The 16913-nt window shown below is 73.6% G+C and carries 12 protein-coding genes; 7 read left to right on the forward strand and 5 right to left on the reverse strand.

Going from position 1 to position 16913, the window contains the following annotated elements; all coding sequences use genetic code 11:
- Nucleotides 1–16 precede the first annotated feature (16 nt).
- Complete coding sequence (locus OM98_RS04535; RefSeq protein ID WP_010533399.1) at nucleotides 17–1459, forward strand: MFS transporter; 1443 nt, start codon at nucleotides 17–19, stop codon at nucleotides 1457–1459.
- Here OM98_RS04535 and OM98_RS04540 read toward each other — a convergent pair.
- Complete coding sequence (locus OM98_RS04540; protein ID WP_010533400.1) at nucleotides 1389–1892, reverse strand: hypothetical protein; 504 nt, start codon at nucleotides 1890–1892, stop codon at nucleotides 1389–1391. The two genes, OM98_RS04535 and OM98_RS04540, sit on opposite strands and share 71 nt — an antisense overlap.
- A 662-nt stretch (nucleotides 1893–2554) precedes the next feature.
- Between OM98_RS04540 and OM98_RS04545 the strand changes: the two genes are divergently transcribed.
- Entirely contained in the window at nucleotides 2555–3631 is a 1077-nt protein-coding gene (locus OM98_RS04545) for a transglycosylase family protein (RefSeq protein ID WP_010533401.1), read from the forward strand.
- A gap of 142 nt (nucleotides 3632–3773) precedes the next feature.
- The gene (locus OM98_RS15975) at nucleotides 3774–5414 is read left to right on the forward strand and encodes a PHP domain-containing protein (protein WP_010533402.1); all 1641 of its coding nucleotides are present in this window, start codon (nucleotides 3774–3776) and stop codon (nucleotides 5412–5414) included.
- Nucleotides 5415–5431: 17 nt separating this feature from the next.
- On the opposite strand, the gene OM98_RS04555 is transcribed toward OM98_RS15975, so the two are convergent.
- Nucleotides 5432–5881 carry an FAD synthase family protein gene (locus OM98_RS04555; RefSeq protein ID WP_010533403.1) on the reverse strand — a complete coding sequence of 150 codons (450 nt, stop codon included), beginning with the start codon at nucleotides 5879–5881 and terminating at the stop codon, nucleotides 5432–5434.
- Between the two features lie 249 nt (nucleotides 5882–6130).
- Between OM98_RS04555 and OM98_RS04560 the strand changes: the two genes are divergently transcribed.
- The 4 genes from OM98_RS04560 to OM98_RS04575 are packed head-to-tail and all read left to right on the forward strand — an operon-like array spanning nucleotide 6131 to nucleotide 11228.
- Nucleotides 6131–7375, forward strand: a complete 1245-nt coding sequence (locus OM98_RS04560; RefSeq protein WP_010533404.1) for a DUF1972 domain-containing protein — start codon at nucleotides 6131–6133, stop codon at nucleotides 7373–7375.
- Complete coding sequence (locus tag OM98_RS04565; RefSeq protein WP_010533405.1) at nucleotides 7372–8610, forward strand: glycosyltransferase; 1239 nt, start codon at nucleotides 7372–7374, stop codon at nucleotides 8608–8610. Before OM98_RS04560 ends, OM98_RS04565 begins: the two co-directional genes overlap by 4 nt.
- A complete protein-coding gene (locus OM98_RS04570) occupies nucleotides 8607–9719 on the forward strand; it encodes a polysaccharide pyruvyl transferase family protein (RefSeq protein ID WP_010533406.1) in 1113 nt (370 codons plus the stop codon). The genes OM98_RS04565 and OM98_RS04570 overlap by 4 nt, the downstream gene beginning before the upstream one ends.
- Before the next feature lie 33 nt (nucleotides 9720–9752).
- On the forward strand, nucleotides 9753–11228 hold the full coding sequence (locus tag OM98_RS04575) for a lipopolysaccharide biosynthesis protein (RefSeq protein ID WP_010533407.1): 1476 nt from the start codon (nucleotides 9753–9755) through the stop codon (nucleotides 11226–11228).
- A 26-nt stretch (nucleotides 11229–11254) separates the two neighbouring features.
- Here the strand turns inward: OM98_RS04575 and OM98_RS14465 are convergent, their stop codons facing one another.
- From OM98_RS14465 to OM98_RS15045, 3 genes are read right to left on the reverse strand one after another with little or no spacing between them, the layout of a single operon-like run.
- Nucleotides 11255–11914 (reverse strand): YveK family protein, encoded by a 660-nt coding sequence (locus tag OM98_RS14465; protein WP_010533408.1) that lies wholly within the window; start codon nucleotides 11912–11914, stop codon nucleotides 11255–11257.
- Nucleotides 11911–13278, reverse strand: coding sequence for a hypothetical protein (locus OM98_RS04585; RefSeq protein WP_139017570.1), 1368 nt, complete (start codon nucleotides 13276–13278; stop codon nucleotides 11911–11913). Before OM98_RS04585 ends, OM98_RS14465 begins: the two co-directional genes overlap by 4 nt.
- Complete coding sequence (locus OM98_RS15045) at nucleotides 13275–16889, reverse strand: PKD domain-containing protein (protein ID WP_010533410.1); 3615 nt, start codon at nucleotides 16887–16889, stop codon at nucleotides 13275–13277. The genes OM98_RS04585 and OM98_RS15045 overlap by 4 nt, the downstream gene beginning before the upstream one ends.
- Nucleotides 16890–16913: the final 24 nt, after the last annotated feature.

The raw sequence follows: 16913 nt of genomic DNA on the forward strand, positions 1-16913 counted from the left end.
GGCATACGCTGGGTCAGTGACCCCCGATCCCCCCGCGCCGCAGCCGCCGGTGCGTCGCAAGGCCCTGCTCGCCGTCCTCCTCGCCCCGCTGTTCATGGCGCTCGTCGCCGTCAGCGTCATCAACGTGGCGCTCGCCGCGATCGGGGAGGCCCTCGCCGCCGACAGCGGCGGCCTGCAGTGGGTGATCTCCGGCTACGCCCTCGCCTTCGGCATCGTGCTGGTGCCCGCCGGCCGCGCGGGCGACGCCACCGGCCGCCGCCGCATGTTCCTCATCGGCGTCGCCCTGTTCACCCTCGGTTCCCTGGCCAGCGGACTGGCCCCGAACGTCGAGCTGCTGAACCTCTCCCGCATCCTGCAGGGCCTCGGCTCCGGCCTGCTGAATCCGCAGACCGTCGCCCTCATCCAACAGCACTTCCGCGGCCAGGACCGGGCACGGGCCTTCGCCATGCTCGCCACCACCGTCGCCGTGGCCACCGCCGTCGGCCCCGTCATCGGCGGCGCGCTGATCCAGGTCCTCGGCGCCGACGCCGGCTGGCGCTGGATGTTCCTGATGAACGTGCCGATCGGCGTGGTCGCCATCGTCGCGGCGCTGCGGATCATCCCCGACGACCGCCGCCACCGGGTGCCCGGGAAGGGGCGTCGCCCCGATCTGGACCCCGTCGGCACCCTCCTGCTGACCCTCGCGATCCTCGGCGTGATGCTGCCCTTCCTCGAGCGCGGCGTGAGCACCCTGGTCTGGCTGAGCTTCCCCGTGGGCCTGGCGATGCTGGGCCTGTGGTGGGTGTGGGAGCAGAGCTACAAGGAGCGCGGCCGGCCCCCGATGGTCGACCCCGCCATCTTCACCAACCGGCCCTTCCGTAACGGCATCCTCATCGTCTCGGTGTACTTCCTGGGCGCCACCAGCGTCTGGATCATCGTGCCGCTGTACCTGCAGATGCACCTCGGCCACAGCGCCTTCGAGGCCTCCCTGCTGGGGCTGCCCTCCTCGGTGGCCGCCGCGATCAGCTCCCAGATCGCCGGCTCCCGGGTGCTGGGCATGGGCCGCCGGATGGTGATCTACGGCTTCGCGGTGGCCTTCACCGGGCTGCTCGGCACCGCCCTGCTGGCGGGGCCCGTGGAGTCCGGCTGGATCCCCTTCTGGCTGCTCGCCGTGCCGCTGACCCTGATGGGCGTCAGCCAGGGCATGACCATCGCCCCCAACCAGACCCTCACCCTGAACTCCGTGGACCCCCGCTACGGCGGGGTGGCGGGCGGCATCCTGCAGCTCGGTCAGCGCACCGGCGCCGCCGTCGGCACCGCGATGATCCCCGGCATCATCTTCTCCCTCACCGAGTCCGGCACCCCCTGGCTGGAAGCCTTCACCATCGCCGTCGCGAGCATCATGGCGCTCACGCTGGCCGCGATGGGCGTGTCCATCGCGGACCGCGCCCGGGAGAAGGCGGCCTCGGCGAGCCTGTGACGGCACGGCGCTCCCGCCACCGCTGCGGCAGCTCCCGCAGCCGCTCGACGGGCAGGAACGCCGCCCAGCACACCACCGTGGGCAGGAAAAGGATGCGCAGCAGCACCAGCACCGCCAGGTGAAGCGCCCGTCCGCGCAGGAACAGCACCACCGGGGAGCACAGCTCCATCAGCAGGCCCGCCCACTGCGCCGGCACGAACACCCACGGCGTGTGCTCCACCATCCAGCGGGCCGGGCCGTTGCCTCGTCGGATCACCGCCCAGGTGAGGATCGCGCTGTTGCCCCAGGCGGCCAGCGACCCCGAGTAGCCGATCTTCGCCAGCACCGAGCAGAAGTACGTGGCGACCACGGCGATCTGGATCGCCCGGAGTGCCCACCCGGCCGCCTTGCTCGCCGTGTCGTCGCGCCAGGTGGCCTCCGCCACCACGAGCACCGAGCGCCTCCCGGCCGCCCGGGAGGCGCCGTGCCCTGCGGCAGCCCCGGTCGCGGGCGCCGTGCGCGCGGCGCTACCCTTCAGGCCGTGCTCCCACCAGGGCGGATCCCCTCGCCGTGGTGCTCGAGGAATCCGTCGGTGGCGCGCCAGGTGTCCGGCACCCTGAAGGAGGCCTCGCACCAGCCGTCCCCGCTCGGCTCCCCTTCCGCGCGGGGCGGCCTGGACAGGCGGTGCACGGGCACCCGGGGGACGAGGCCCTCGGGCCGGGCAGCAGGGGTCCCAGCTCAGCGAGGAGACCGGGCGACGAGAGGGGCACGCGCACAGCCAACCACGGTCACGACCGCCCGAGGGGCGCACTCGCCCCCGCGTCCCGGCGACGAGGAGCGCGCGCCGGCGTCCCAAGGTTCAATACGCCTCCTTTGCGCGACCCGCCAGCCGACACTCCCGCGCGTCTCGGCAAAAAGTTGGCAAAGCCGAGGGTCGGGCTTGGTCAGCAAGGGTTTTCCCGGGTCCCCGGGCCGGGCACGGTGGAGGGGCTTCGCCGCAGGATCGCAGGACTTCGCAGGTCACGGGCACCTCCCGGGGCGAGCGGGATCCCGGTCGGCCCGACGGCGGTGCCCCTTCCCCGCTTCCCCCGTTCTCCGACCTCCTCAGGAGCCCCGATGACCTCCACCCGTCAGCCGTCGCATCGCGCCGAGGGTGCCCCCGTCTACTTCCGCGGCGCTCGCATAGCCCCGAAGCTCGCCGCCGCCACCGGTGGCGCCGTGATCGCCACCGGCCTCGGCCTGGGTGGCGCCGGCGTCGCCACCGCCGACACCTCCGTCTGGGACGAGGTCGCGCAGTGCGAGTCCGGCGGCAACTGGTCGATCAACACCGGCAACGGCTACTACGGCGGCCTGCAGTTCTCCGACCGCACCTGGGACGCCTTCGGCGGCGAGGAGTACGCCTCCACCGCGAACAAGGCCAGCAAGGCCGAGCAGATCGCCATCGCCCAGCGCACCCTCGCCGCCCAGGGGCCCGGCGCCTGGCCCACCTGCGGCGCCCGGGCCGGCCTCACCAAGGCCAACGGCGGCGCCGACAGGAATGCGACGCCGGACGGCTCCTCCAACAGCTCCTCCTCCGGGGATTCCTCCTCCAGCAGCTCCGGCGCCCTCGCCGTCGACGGCAAGTTCGGCCCGAACACCACCCGCGCTCTGCAGGGCTGGATCGGCGTCAGCCAGGACGGCTCGCTGTCCAGCGGCGACATCAAGGCCCTGCAGTCCAAGGTCGGGGCGAGCGCGGACGGCAAAATCGGCTCCGAGACCACCCGCAAGCTGCGCGCCGCGATGGGGCTGTCCAGCAACGGCGCCTGGGACTTCCGCTCGAACTACTCCACCGTCAAGGCCCTGCAGCAGTTCCTCAACGAGGGTGGGCAGAGCGTCTCCACCGGCGGCGCGAGCTCCTCCGACTCCTCCTCGAGCTCCTCGAGCAGCGCAGACCTGGTGGTCGATGGCAAGTTCGGCCCGAACACCACGCGCGCGCTGCAGGGCTGGATCGGCGTCAGCCAGGACGGCTCGCTGTCCAGCAGCGACATCAAGGCCCTGCAGAAGAAGATCGGTGCCGAGCAGGACGGCAAGATCGGCGCCGAGACCACCCGCAAGCTGCGCGCCGCGATCGGGCAGGGCAACAACGGGGTCTGGGACTTCCGCACCTCCTACTCCACCGTGAAGGCGCTCCAGCAGCACCTCAACGCGAACTGACCCGGCCCGGGCCCGGCATCGACGGGCCTGTCCATCCGACGCACTCAGGTGGCATGTCGCGTGCATATCGCAGGCGACATGCCACCTGAGTGCGTTCGGGGGACGGGGTCGCCCGGCGCGGTGCCCGTGAGAGGCTCGCCGCATGAGCCTGCCCGCCGACTCGCACGTGCACAGCCAGTTCTCCTGGGACACCGGCGGGCCCGCGCTCGCCGCCGGACGTATGGAGGCCACCTGCGCCCGTGCCGTGCGGATCGGCCTGCCCGCCCTGTTCTTCACCGAGCACCTGGATCTCGACCCGGACTGGTGGACCGCCCCGGAGGACATGGAGGACCACGCGAAGCCCCTGGTGGGCGACGACGGACTGGTGCGGACGCCGGCCTTCGACGTCGAGGGCTACCTCGCGGAGGTGGAGCGCTGCCGGGCACTGTTCCCCGGCCTGCGCATCGGCACCGGTCTCGAGGTCGGCCAGCCCCACCGCCACCTGGCCGGTGCCGCCCCCTGGCTGGGCCTTGACCGCTTCGACCGGGTGCTGGGCTCCCTGCACACGATCCCGGACGGAGACGTGCGCTGCGAGCCGAACACCGCCTTCCGCCGGCACGTGCCGGGCGAGGTGGTCCGGGCCTACCTGGCCGAGATCCCTGCGATGGTGGCGAGCGACGCCCCCTTCGCGGTGGTCACCCATCTGGACTACGCGCTGCGGTACTGGCCGGAGGAGGGGGTCGGGCCGGTGGATCCCCGGGAGTTCGAGGAGGAGTTCCGGGTGGCGCTGCGAGCGCTCGCCGCGAGCGGCCGCGCCCTGGAGCTGAACACCCGGCGGCTGTGGCCCTGGCTGGTGGACTGGTGGCGGCAGGAGGGCGGCCGCGCCGTGAGCCTCGGCAGTGACGCCCACGAACCGGCCCGCCTGGCCCACGGCCTGCCCGAGGCCGCCGCCATGGCCGAGGCGTTCGGCTTCCTGCCCGCCGCCGACCCCGCCGAGCTCTGGCGACGCCGTGAGCCGCTCGCCGTGGCGACGCCGCCGCGCGACGAGGTGCACGACGAGGAAGAGACCACCGGTGGCCGGGAGCCGGAGGGGATGCCGGGGGACGACCCTTCGCGCGACGAGGCGACCGCGCTGACCGAGCGGCGCCTCGCCGCCCTCCTCGCCCAGCGCTATCCCCGCGACACCGCCGGCAGCGACCGCGGGATGGGCTTCGGGTTGGAGCTGGTGCGTGCCGCCGGGATCGACACCGTCGAAGGGCTCGCCGCGGCGCTGGACGGGGTCGACGGCCTGGCCGTGCGCCGCCACATGGACACCGCCACCGAGGTCACCCGGGTGCGACGGCTGGACGACGAGCTGCTGGCCCGCTTCGGGGAGGACTACATCGTCGCGACCGCCGGCATCGGCCGGGGCGAGCACCGCGAAGAGCAGCTGCGGGCCCGGCACGAACGGCTGCGGGACCAGGTCGTCGCGACCGCGGACTACCGGCTGCTGGGCGAGGACTCCCCGCCGCGGCTGCGCGGGACGACGATGCCCGCCGCCCGCGTGGTGCGTGAGGTGGCGCACCTGCTCGCCGAGCGCGACGGGGCGTCCCGCGCCCTCTTCGACGGGGTGGTCAGCCGCTCCGGCGGTCTGGACCACGCCGCCCGCGCCCGCCCCGTCGCCCTGGACGCCGAGGAGCCGCTGTGGGTGGCGACCCAGATCGCCCCGCGGGAGGCGGAGCGCCTGGCCGTCCAGCTGCTGGAGCGCTACGGCGAGGGCCTGGTGCTGATGCGGGCGGGGGAGCGGATCCACCCGCCCCGCTGAGCCGACCCTCCCGCAGGTCAGCTCAGGCGCAGCGCCGTCGGGTCCAGGGGCGGCGCGGTGAGCGCGTCCAGGGCCCGGCGCAGCTTCGTCGAGGAGGTGTGCGCGGTGTACGGGAAGTAGACGACCTCCACCCCGACCTCGGCGAACTGCTCCTCCAGGCGGCGGCCCTTCTCGGTGCCGCGCCAGTCGTCACCCTTGAAGAAATGCGTGAAGCCCACCGCGCGCCAGGCGTCCATCTTCGAGGGGGTGGTCTCCACGTGCACCTGGTCCACCACGCGCACCCCGGCCACGATCTCGGCCCGCTCGACCGTGGGGATCACGGACTCGACGCCCTTGACCTCGCGCAGCATCTCGTCGCTGACCACGCCCGCGACCAGATGGTCGCACTGCTCCTTGGCGTGCTGGAGCAGGCGCAGGTGGCCGATGTGGAACAGGTCGTAGGCGCCCGCGGCGTAGCCGATACGCATCCGGGGTCCCCCTCCGGGTCTCGATGTTCGGCCCCGTCGGGTGCCCGAGGCCGTGACATCCGTGAGGACTCCCGGTCGACGCCCGGCAGAGACCGGGACCGACCCGTGAGACGGGCCGCAGATCGACGGATTCGGAACAACGGATGAATCGCGGGTAGCGTACCCTGAATGTCCGATCTACGACAGTTGTCCGGACCGGAAGAGTGACCGGGAGCGTCCTGGGCTGGCCGAGGAGTAGTACGCGCAGTGATGACCACCAGACCCGTCCAGGACGTGGCGCCCCGGCGCCCCGTCGCCGCCCCTCCCGCCCGTCCGGTCCGAGGATCACGCTCCGGCCTGCTGGAGATCGCGATGGTCGGCACCCGCGGCGTCCCCGCCGCCTACGGGGGATTCGAGACCGCGGTCGAGGAGGTGGGCAGGCGCCTCGTGGAGCGCGGGCACCGGGTGACCGTGTACTCCCGCCGCGCCGAGCAGCGCGTCCGCGAGCACCTCGGGATGCGCGTCGTGCACCTGCCCGCGCTGCACCAGAAGCAGCTCGAGACCCTGAGCCACACCGGCCTGTCCGCGCTGCACCTGGTCACGCGGCACCGTCCCGACGCCGCCTTCGTCTTCAATGCCGCCAACTCGCCCTTGCTGGGGGTGCTCCGCGCCCGCCGGGTGCCCGTCGCCCTGCACATGGACGGCCTGGAGTGGCGCCGTTCCAAGTGGGGGCCGCGCGGCCAGGCCTACTACCTCCGCGCCGAGGAGCACGGCGTGCGCACCGCTGACGCCCTGATCGCCGACGCCCCCGGCATCGCGGACTACTACCGCCACCAGTTCGACGTGCCGACCGAGCTGATCCGTTACGGCGCCCCGATCCTCGAGGACGTCGCCGCCGCCCCGCTCGTCGAGCTGGGCCTGGAGGCGGGCCGCTACCACGTGGTCGTCGCCCGCTTCGAGCCCGAGAACCACGTGCGCGAGATCGTCGAGGGGTACCACCGCAGCGACGCCCGACTGCCGCTGGTGGTCGTCGGCTCCGCTCCCTACAGCGCCGGCTACACCCAGGCCATCCAGCGCGCCGCCGAGACCGACCAGCGGATCCGCCTGCTCGGTGCCGTCTACGACCAGGATGTGCTGGACGCCCTCTACACCCACGCGGCCACCTACGTGCACGGCCACTCGGTGGGCGGCACCAACCCCTCGCTGCTGCGGGCCATGGGCGCCGGCACCCCGGTGATCTCCTACGACGTCGGCTTCAACCGGGAGACCCTCGACGGGGACGCCTGGTTCTTCACCGGGGCCGAGGACCTGCCGGCCGCCCTGCACGAGGCCGAGGCCGACGCGGAGGTCACCGCCCGCCGCGGCGCCCGCCACCGCGACCGGGCCCGTGAGGCCTTCCGCTGGGAGGACGTCGCCACCGCCTACGAGGACCTCGCGCGCCGCCTCGCGGCCGGGGAGAGCGTGCACCCGCGCGCCCGCCGCGCCCGACGCCGGGTCGAGGAGTGGCCCGGGTGAGCGGCCGCCCCCGCACCGTCCTGGTGGTGCACCCCGGCGGCGAGATGTTCGGCTCGGACCGGATGATGCTCGAGACCGTCACCGGCCTCACCGGCGCCGGTCACCCTGTTGAGGTGCTGCTGCCCGAGGGCGGGCCGCTGGTGGCCGAGCTGGAGGCTGTCGGGGCGCGGGTCACCGTCGCCCCGGTCCTGGTGCTCCGCAAGTCCCTGCTGAAGCCCCGTGGTTGGCCGCGACTGCTCTCCCTTGCGGTGCGCGGCGGGGTCGCCGGTTGGCGCCTGCTTAGGCGCCATCGACCCGACGCCGTCTACGTCTCCACCATCACCCTGCCGCAGTGGCCCCTGCTGGCGCGACTGGCCGGCGCCCGCGCGATCACCCACGTGCACGAGGCGGAATCCTCCGCCCCCCGCGTGGTCCGCACCGGGCTGTACCTGCCGCACCTCGCCGCCACCGGAGTGGCCGTCAACAGCGAGGTCGCCCGACGCACGCTGGCCTCCGCCCTGCCCCGGCTCGCGCGCCGGGCCGAGGTGATCCACAACGGCGTCGCCTCCCCGGACGAGCCGCCGCCACCCCGCCCGGAGATCGAGGCCGAGCTGCGGGTGCTGTACGTCGGCCGGCTCTCCCCGCGCAAGGGCCCCGACCTGGTGATCGAGGCCGCCGCCCGGCTGCAGGAGGAGGGCATTCCGGTGCGGGTGCGGATCCTCGGGGCCGTCTTCCCCGGCTACGAGTGGTTCGAGCGGGAGCTACGCGCCCAGGCCGAGGCCTCGGGTGTGCCCGTCGATCTGCTGGGCTTCGACCCGGACGTGTGGCCCGCCCTCGCCGCCGCCGACGTGCTGGTGGTGCCCTCCCGAGGGGACGAGTCCTTCGGGAACACTGCCCTGGAAGGGGTGCTGGCACGGCGGCCCGTGGTCCTCAGCGACCGGCCCGGACTGCTGGAGGCGGCGAGCGGCTACGCCACCACCCGCGTGGTCCCCGCCGATGACGCCGCCGCGATCGCCGCCGCCCTCGCCGAGGTGCGTACCCGCTGGTCGGAGCTGGGCGCCGAGCTCGACCGGAGCCGGGAGGAGGCCCGCGACCGGCACGCCCCCGCGCGCTACCGGTCGCGCATCGTGGCGGCCGTCACCGGGGAGCCCCTGCGCCCCGTCACGGCGGACGACGGGGATGCAGTGAATGTCTATTATGTCCCGATCGCCCGGAACGACCGGGGCGCAGCGGAGACCCCGGAACGAGAGTCATGACCGGCAGCACCACCCCGGCGGGCACGCCCCCGCGCATCCTGATCCTCTGGGCGGCGGAGGCCTCCGTGAACCTCGGGGTGGCGGCCCTGGCCCGCGGCTCCCGGGACCTGCTGCGCCGCGCCCACCCGGACGCCGAGTTCGTCTATGCCGACTACGGCAGCCGCCCCCGCGAGATCCCCTTCGGCCTGCCCCGCTCCCTGCTGCGCGAGCGCGTGCAGGGACGCTTCGGGATGCAGGAGTACCTGGCCGGCTTCGACCTGGCCTGGGACACCCGCTCTGGCGACAGCTTCGCCGACATCTACGGCGTGCCCCGCCACCTCACGATGAGCCTGGTCCACGAGTTCACCGTGGAGGCCGGCACCCCCGTGGTGATGGCCCCGCAGACCATCGGCCCCTTCGCGACCCGCCGCGGCCGCGCCCTGGCCCGCCGCACCCTGCGCCGCTCGGCCCTGGTCATCGCCCGCGACCCCCGCAGCGCGGAGGCCGCGACCGAGCTGGGCCGCGCCCCCGACCTCACCGCCGCCGACCTGGTCTTCGCGATCGACCCGCCCGAGCCCGGCCCCGACCGGGACGTGCTGGTGAACGTCTCCGGCCTGCTGTGGACCGAGAACCCCCACGTCGACGCCGCCGGCTACCGCCGCGCGATCCGCGAGACCGTCCAGGGCCTGCGCGCCGAGGGCCGCGAGGTGGCGCTGCTGGCCCACGTGCTCGAGTCCGACAACCCCGACAACGACGTGCCCGCGGTGCGGGCGCTGCGTGAGGAGCTCGGGGAGGACCTCGAGATCATCGTCCCCACCGACCTGGACTCGGTCCGCGGCGCCATCGCCGGGGCGAACCTGGTGATCGCCTCCCGCATGCACGCCTGCCTCAACGCCCTCTCCGTCGGGGTGCCGACGATCCCGCTGGCCTATTCCCGCAAGTTCGCCCCGCTGCTGGGCTCGGTGGGCTGGGAGACCGGCTTCGACCTGCGCCACGACGACCTGTTCTCCCTGCCGCCGCGGGTGCTGGCCGCCGCCTCCCAGGTGCGCCGGGAGGACGCCGAGGCCGCCGCCGCGCGCGGCTGCGCCAGCCTGGAGGCGGTGCTCGAGCTGGTCCGGACCCTGCGGTGACGCCGCGTCCGTCCCACCCGCGGGGGTGCCGGCGTGGCCGCTAGCCTCGGCTCGACCGCCGCCCGCGGCGCCCTGATGACCCTCGGCGGCCAGGGCGGCCGCATCCTGCTGCAGTTCCTCGGCATCGTGGTGCTGGCCCGCCTGCTCGACCCGGAGGACTACGGGCTGCTGGCCGTGGTCACCGTGATCATCGGGGTGGGGGAGATCTTCCGCGACTTCGGGCTGTCCTCCGCGGCGGTCCGCGCGAAGACCCTCAGCCACGGCGAGAGCTCCAACCTGTTCTGGATCAACTCCGGGATCGGGGCGCTGCTGGGCCTGATCCTCATCGCGATCTCCCCCCTGGTCGCGGATGCCGTCGGGCGCGAGGAAGTGCAGGGCATCGCCCAGGCGATGTCGCTGGTGTTCCTGCTCAACGGCCTGGCCACGCAGTTCCGGGCGCACCTGATGCGCTCGCTGCGGTTCCGCCAGCTCGCCACGGTGGACGTGTGTGCCCCGGCGCTGGCGCTCGCCGTCGCGGTCGGCGGGGCGCTGCTGGGCTGGGGGTACTGGGCGCTGGTGGCCCAGCAGATCACCCAGGCGCTGGTGGTGCTGGTGGGCGCCGCCCTGGTGGGGAGCTGGCGGCCCGGTCGACCCCGGCGCGACGTCTCCGTACGCTCCTTCCTCCGCTTCGGCACCGGCCTGGTCGGCTCGCAGCTGGTCAACTACGGCACCAACAACGTGGACACGGCCATCGTCGGCGTCGTCCACGGTGCCACCGACCTAGGCCTGTACAACCGGGCCTACCAGCTGGTGATCACCCCGCTCGCGCAGGTGCAGGCGCCCGTCACCTCGGTGGCGGTGCCGGTGCTCTCGAAGATCCAGGACGAGCAGGCCCGCTTCGGCGCCTACCTGCTGCGCGGGCAGCTTGCGCTGGGCTATCCGATCTCGCTGGTGCTGGCCCTGGTGGCCGTCGAGGCGGAGAACATCGTCGCGCTGATGCTGGGGGAGAAGTGGCTCGCGGCGGTCCCGCTGCTGCAGCTGTTCGCCCTGGCCGGTATCGCCCGCAACCTCGCCTACGTGGGCTACTGGGTGTACGTGGTGCGCGGCCTCAGCCGCTCCCTGTTCCGCTACTCGCTGCTGACCGGGGCGGTCCGCGTGCTCTGCGTGGCGATCGGCGCCTCCTTCGGCGTGGTGGGCGTCGCCGCGGGCCTCGCGATCGCCCCCTGGATCGCCTGGCCGATCTCCCTGGCCTGGCTGTCCCGGGTGACGACAGTGCCCACCCGCGGCCTGTACGCCGGGGCGCTGCGGATCATCGCGGTGGCGGTGCTGGCCGGGGGCACGGGGTTCGGGCTGTCGCTCGCGCTGCCCGCGCTCCCCGCTGTCCTCGAGATCGCCCTGGTGGGCCTCATGATGCTGCTGGTCGCCGCGGCCCTGTGCCTGCTGCCCGCCTTCCGCCGCGACGTCCGCGACCTGCGCGACGTGGCCCGGCTGGTGCGCGACCGGCGCTCCCGCCGGAGCGACCCCGCCTGACCCGCTCGGGTCGGCGGGGCCGTGGCTCAGCGCTCGGCGCGCCGACCGTTGGCCGCGCCGCTGCCGGGGTCCCGGATCAGGCCGATGACCAGCACGATCGCCAGTCCCACCACGGCGCCGCCAGCCATGCCGATGACGGCCTGGCGCGGGGTGTTCGGGGCCGACTGCACGGTGGGGGCCACGGCCTCGTCGATCACCTCGGCGGAGACGGTGGTGTCGCCCTCCGGGGTCTCGGGGGTGACGGCCTGAACCTGCTCGATGAGCTGCTCGGAGACGGCGGTGGCGATCTCGGCGGAACGCTCCCCGTCCGTGGTCGTCGCCGTGACCTCGAGGATCGCGGTGTCCTGGGGGATCGTCACCTCGATCTGCTCGGCGAGGTCGGCGGCGTCGCCCTCCAGACCCAACTCTTCCACCACCGGGGTCAGCACCGTGGAGCCCTCCGCGAGCTGCGCGTAGGTGAGCATCTGGGCGAGCGTGTAGGTGGAGCCCTGGGAGAGCGCGGTCGCCGAGGCGCCGTCGTCGGCGGTGAAGTGTACGGCGGCGGTGGACTCGTACTGCGGGGTCTGCATCGAGGACCAGCCCGCGCTCGCGATCCCGCCGATGACGGTGGCCACGGCGATCACCCACCAGAGGCGACGCACCGCCGGGATCAGGGTGCGGGCGATGAGGGTCTGCTCGGTGGTCATGCGGGGATCTCCAGCTCGTCAGTGGTGGTGGTCACGGGATCGTGGGGGTCGGTCGGATCAGGGTCGTCGGTCGGGTCGGGGTGCTCGGGCGGTTCGTCGCCGGCGCGGAGCCGGGGGCCGGGTGGACGGTCGTGCAGGGCGGGCAGGCCGTCGGGGCCCGGGGCGGCCCAGGCCACCGTGAGGCCGACGCAGAACCACAGCAGCACCCCGTACTGGGTGATGAGGTCGACGACGAACAGGGCGGGCACCTGCCCCGCCACGGCGATCGCGGCGGGGGAGCGGGTGAGGCGGTTCCGCAGCGCCCAGATCGCGCAGAGCAGCACCGCCAGCAGCAGCGCCGTCGGCACCATGCCGTAGCGCAGCAGCATCAGCAGCACCGCGTTGTCGACCGAGGCGGCGAAGGTGCCCAGGTAGTGGCCGTCTTCGGTGACGGTGGTGGTCCAGTCGCCGGGATTCCCGAACCAGGAGACCTGCCGCAGCAGGGTCCACAGGTCCGCCCGGTAGCCGGCGCTGCCGGAGGCCTCGGAGCCGGCGGCCCCCAGCACCATCCAGACCAGCGGCACCACGGCCGCCAGGCACACGGTGCCCAGGACGGCGATGGTCACCCGCGTGCGGCGGGCGAGATCCGGCTGCAGCAGCGTCGCCAGCGCCAGGGTGAGCACCAGGGTGATCAGACCGGCCCGACTGAAGGTGACCACGGTCGCCATCGACACCAGTCCGACACCGAGGATCGTGGGCAGCAGCCGCCAGCGGGCACCGATCACGAAGGCCGAGGACATCGCCAGGCAGGTGCCCAGCGCGATCGAGTGGCCGAGGGCGCCCTCCGCCCGGGGCAGCCCGCCGCGGGTCTGGATCTCCGTCCAGGTGGAGCGCAGCGGCTCCGCGCCGGGGATGCGCACGAAGGGGTTGGTGCCCGTGGCCACCTCGAGCAGGGCGAGGGCGGCGGCGACGACGGCGATCACGGCGATCGTCCGCACGATGAGCAACGGTTCGACCCGGCCCGGGGCGACACGGCCGCCGAGGTAGGACAGCACCCAGATCGAGCCCGCGCCGACCAGCGCCGCGTAGTCCACCGCGCCCACCGCCTGCAGGCCCAGGATCAGCAGCACGAAGGCCGCCATCCAGCCGTCCGCGGGCCGCAGCGGGACCGGCGTGGCCAGGCCGATCACCAGCAGCACCGTGGCCAGGGCGATGCCCGTCCACTGGATGCCCGCGGAGACACTCACCCACACGGGCACGAAGAACAGCACCAGCGTCCAGCCGACCACGGTCACCCGTGGCAGGGAGCGCGCCAGGATCGACGCGACCACGGCGGTCGCGGCGAGCACCAGCAGCAGCGCCAGCAGGGGGATCATCGCGCTCATCCCTCACCCCCGTCCGAACCATCCGTGCCGTCCGCTCCGTCGGCGTCCTCCTCGGGAGTCGCCTCGGCGGCCTGCGAGGCGAGCTCCTGCACCTCGAACTCCTCGACGGTGACGACGGCCGCGTCGCTGCCGCTGCGGGAACGGTAGGCGTAGACGCCGGGGGCGCCCTCCCCGGTGAGCGCCTCGGAGGCGTCCACGGTGTGCTCCAGCTGCCAGTCCTCGGGCTCCTCCTGGCCCTCGACCCAGGCCTTCGCCCGCAGCGTGGTCTCCCCGTCACCGGTGACCTCGCTGTCCAGGTGGATGGTGTCGCCGTCCTGCCAGGTGTCCGGCAGCGGCTGGCTGGACAGCACGGTGCCGTCGCGCTGGATCAGCAGCCACATGGAGCCGTCCGCCCGGTGCCACACCAGGGCGCGGTAGTTGCCCTCCGCGGTGGAGCGGGCCACCGTCCCGGCGTACAGCGAGCCGGCGTCGGGGCCGGGGGAGAGGGTGTAGGAGACCTCGCTCGCGGTGTCCCTGGCCTGCACGGAGGGCAGGGTCATGGTGCGGCCGCTGCCCGGTGGCAGGGTCAGCACGCCGGCGCCGCCGGACACGGAGGCGGCAATCGGGGTGCCGCCCGCCAGGGTCCAGTCCCCGCCGGTGTCCGCGGTGCCCCAGGAGCCGGTGGCCTCCCGCTCGAAGGAGTCGGAGACGACCACCTCGCCGCGGCTCACCTCCACCTCGGTGGTGGCCTCCGAGGTGGCCCCGTAGGAGTCGGTGACGGTGAGGGTGACGGTGTAGGTGCCGTCCTCGGCATAGGTGTGCTCGGCGGTGACGCCCTCGCCGGTGGAGCCGTCCCCGAAGTCCCAGACGTACTCCGCCTCGGCGTCGTCGAACAGCTCCGTGCCCGAGGCGTCGACGGCGAGCTCCCGGCCGGTGGCGGTGGCCTCGAAGGCCGCTGCCGGGGCCGCGTGCTCGACGGTGACCTGCTCGGTGACGCTGTGGCTGCCGCCCTGGTCGTCGGTGACGGTGAGGGTGACGGGGTAGGTGCCGGCAGCACCGTAGGTGTGCTCGACGGTCTCGCCCTCGGCGGTGGTGCCGTCGCCGAGGTCCCAGTCCCAGGAGACGATCTCGGCGCCCTCATCGGCCGTGGACGAGGAGGCGTCCAGCTGCACGGCGAGTCCGGAGGCCTGCTCGGTGAAGGCCGCGGTGGGGGCCTCCCAGACGCGGCCGAGGCGGTAGTGCTCGGCGATGCGGTCCCGGGGAAGCACCCGGTCGTACACGGCGGCCTCGTCAAGGTCCCCGGTCAGGAAGTCGGTGCTGGGCCGGTCGGGCCAGCCGTTCACCGAGTCGCCGCCGAATCGCCAGGAGCCCTCGCGGTCGTCGGCCCCGGTGACGTCCGGGTCGGTGGCGAGGACCTGCCCGTCGACGGTGAGGGTCATCCCGTCGGCGCCCTGGGAGGCGACGACGTGGTGCCACTGTCCGTCGTTGAAGGACTCCTCGGTGCCGATGGTATGGGTGGTGCCGTTCGGGTAGGTGCCGAACCGGAGCGTGCCGGCGTCTGTCATGTACACCTGTCGGTCGTAGGTGAGGGAGGTGCCGGAGCTGCGGTCGCCGAAGCCGAGCAGCTTCCCCCCGGTGGTGGTCTCGGTGCGGACCCACACCTCGGCGCTCCACTCCTCGGGCGCCGGGCCCGTCGCGCCGTTCTCCCCGATGGTCGCGTCGCTCCCGCCGTCCAGGCCCGAGGGGCCGGTGGCCGAGTTCGAGATGCCGTCCTGGCCGGGTGCGACCCCGGCCCCGAACAGGGCGGGGTCGGTGCCGGCCCAGGCGGCCTCGGTGTCCCCGAGCGGGTAGTAGAGCAGCGGATCGTCCTCCAGGACGGCGGCGGTGTAGGAGGGGGTCTCGCCCTCCTCGGCCTGCAGGTCGATCCCGGCGCTGCTGACTTCGTTGCCGTCCCCGTCACGGGCCCGCACGGTGTAGGTGTGCGTGGTGCCGGGCTCGGCAGTGGTGTCCTCGAGGCCGATCTCGGGCTGCTCCCACCAGGTGGAGTCCGCGACGACGGTGTCCACGGGGTCGTCCAGGTCCTCGCGCCACAGCTCGTAGGTGAGGGTGAGGTCGTCCCGGTCCCAGGTGCCGGGGATCGTGAGCCGTGTCCGCCCCGGGATGCCGGGATTGGCGACCGGCTGCCAGTCCTCGCCGCCGATGCGGGGCCCGTCGGCGGCACCGCCCTCGGGGTCGGTCGCGAAACGCACGATGCCCTGGTAGTTGCCGTCGTTGACGCCGACGAACTCGCCGGCCACCGCGATGTACTCGTCGTTGCCGGTGATGGTCAGGCCGGCCTGGCCGAGACCGGTGGCGGTGCCGACGAGGAAGTCCGGGTACCAGACATAGGGGGAGGGCGCGGGGCTGCCGCCCCAGTTCTTGTAGCCCGAGACATCGCTCTCGGCGACCACACCGCGGGCCTCCGTCGTGAAGGCCTCGACGTAGCGGTTCTCGCGGGGGTCCTGCTCGGGGGCGAGGCCCACGGTCTCGCAGGAGTGGGTGTGGCCGGTGGTGTAGACGGTCTCGCCGCTCGAGAACACGCCGTAATGGTCCCCGTGGCAGTCCGCCACCCAGCGCAGCTCACCGGTGCCGGCCTCGGCGGCGAAGGTGCCCTCGAGCTTCCGCTCCTGATCCCAGAAGGCCCAGCCGGTGCCGTAGACGGCCCCCTCGTCGGCTGCGAGGGCGAAGATGCCGGCCTGACCGCGCGCTGTCGCCAGGGCGCCGCTCTCCACGGTCTCGGGGAGCACCCAGTCGGTGTCGACCTCACCGGTGGTGCGGTGCACGGCCCCGATGCCCTTCAGGCTGCCGTCGCCGTTCACCGCGGTGAAGCGGCCGCCGAGGACGATGTCTTCCCCCGCGGGGTCCGCGACCATCGCGTCGATCTGTCGATCGGGCTCGGGGGCCCAGGCGCGCAGGGCCCCGTCCTGCTCCGCGAAGGCTGCGGCATTGCGCCGTGCCGCCCCGTTGGCCTGGGTGAACAGACCCCCGGCGTAGACGGTGTCCCCGTCGGCCACCAGGGAGTACACCCCGGTGCCGCCGATCGCGGGGCGGAAGTCGTCGAGCACCTCGCCCGTCACCGGGTCCAGGGCGGCGATCCCCCAGCGCGACTCCCCGTTGACCCGGTTGAAGGATCCGCCGATGTAGATCCGGCTGCCGTCGGGGGAGGCGGCGACCGCCTTGACCGGACCGTTGACCTCGGGGGCGAAGTTCTGGTCGAGGTCCCCCGTGGTGATGTCGTAGGCCAGGGCGTTCGTGCGGGGCGTGAGCCAGGTGCCGGGATCCGCGCGCGGCGCGCGGGCGTTGTCGAAGCCGCCGACGGCGTAGACGGTGTCGCCGATCATCGTCTGCGCCCAGACGTAGCCCTCGTCGATCTGCACGGTGGGCAGGGCATCCGCCGTCACCACGTTCTCGTCCCGCTGCAGCAACGGCGGCACACCCTCGTCGGCACCCGCCGGCGGCGAGACGCCGGGGCCGAGCACCGAGGTGGCGAGCACCAGGGCCCCGAGCAGGGTGAGGGCCAGGGCGGAGCGCAGGGCCTGCGGCCTCGGCGGGACGGGGTCGCGGGTCTCGTGGTCACGCGGGGAGTCGTGCACAAGAACCTCCTGGGGTGGGGCGGC

The organism is Brachybacterium squillarum M-6-3, from assembly GCF_000225825.1.
Taxonomy (GTDB): domain Bacteria; phylum Actinomycetota; class Actinomycetes; order Actinomycetales; family Dermabacteraceae; genus Brachybacterium; species Brachybacterium squillarum.

Bases quoted from the DNA above. Each gene is read 5' to 3' on its own strand.
- OM98_RS04545 (WP_010533401.1), top strand. From the start codon at position 2,555: ATGACCTCCACCCGTCAGCCGTCGCATCGCGCCGAGGGTGCCCCCGTC.
- OM98_RS15975 (WP_010533402.1), top strand. From the start codon at position 3,774: ATGAGCCTGCCCGCCGACTCGCACGTGCACAGCCAGTTCTCCTGGGAC.
- OM98_RS04555 (WP_010533403.1), bottom strand. From the start codon at position 5,881: ATGCGTATCGGCTACGCCGCGGGCGCCTACGACCTGTTCCACATCGGC.
- OM98_RS04560 (WP_010533404.1), top strand. From the start codon at position 6,131: ATGACCACCAGACCCGTCCAGGACGTGGCGCCCCGGCGCCCCGTCGCC.
- OM98_RS04570 (WP_010533406.1), top strand. From the start codon at position 8,607: ATGACCGGCAGCACCACCCCGGCGGGCACGCCCCCGCGCATCCTGATC.
- OM98_RS14465 (WP_010533408.1), bottom strand. From the start codon at position 11,914: ATGACCACCGAGCAGACCCTCATCGCCCGCACCCTGATCCCGGCGGTG.
- OM98_RS04585 (WP_139017570.1), bottom strand. From the start codon at position 13,278: ATGAGCGCGATGATCCCCCTGCTGGCGCTGCTGCTGGTGCTCGCCGCG.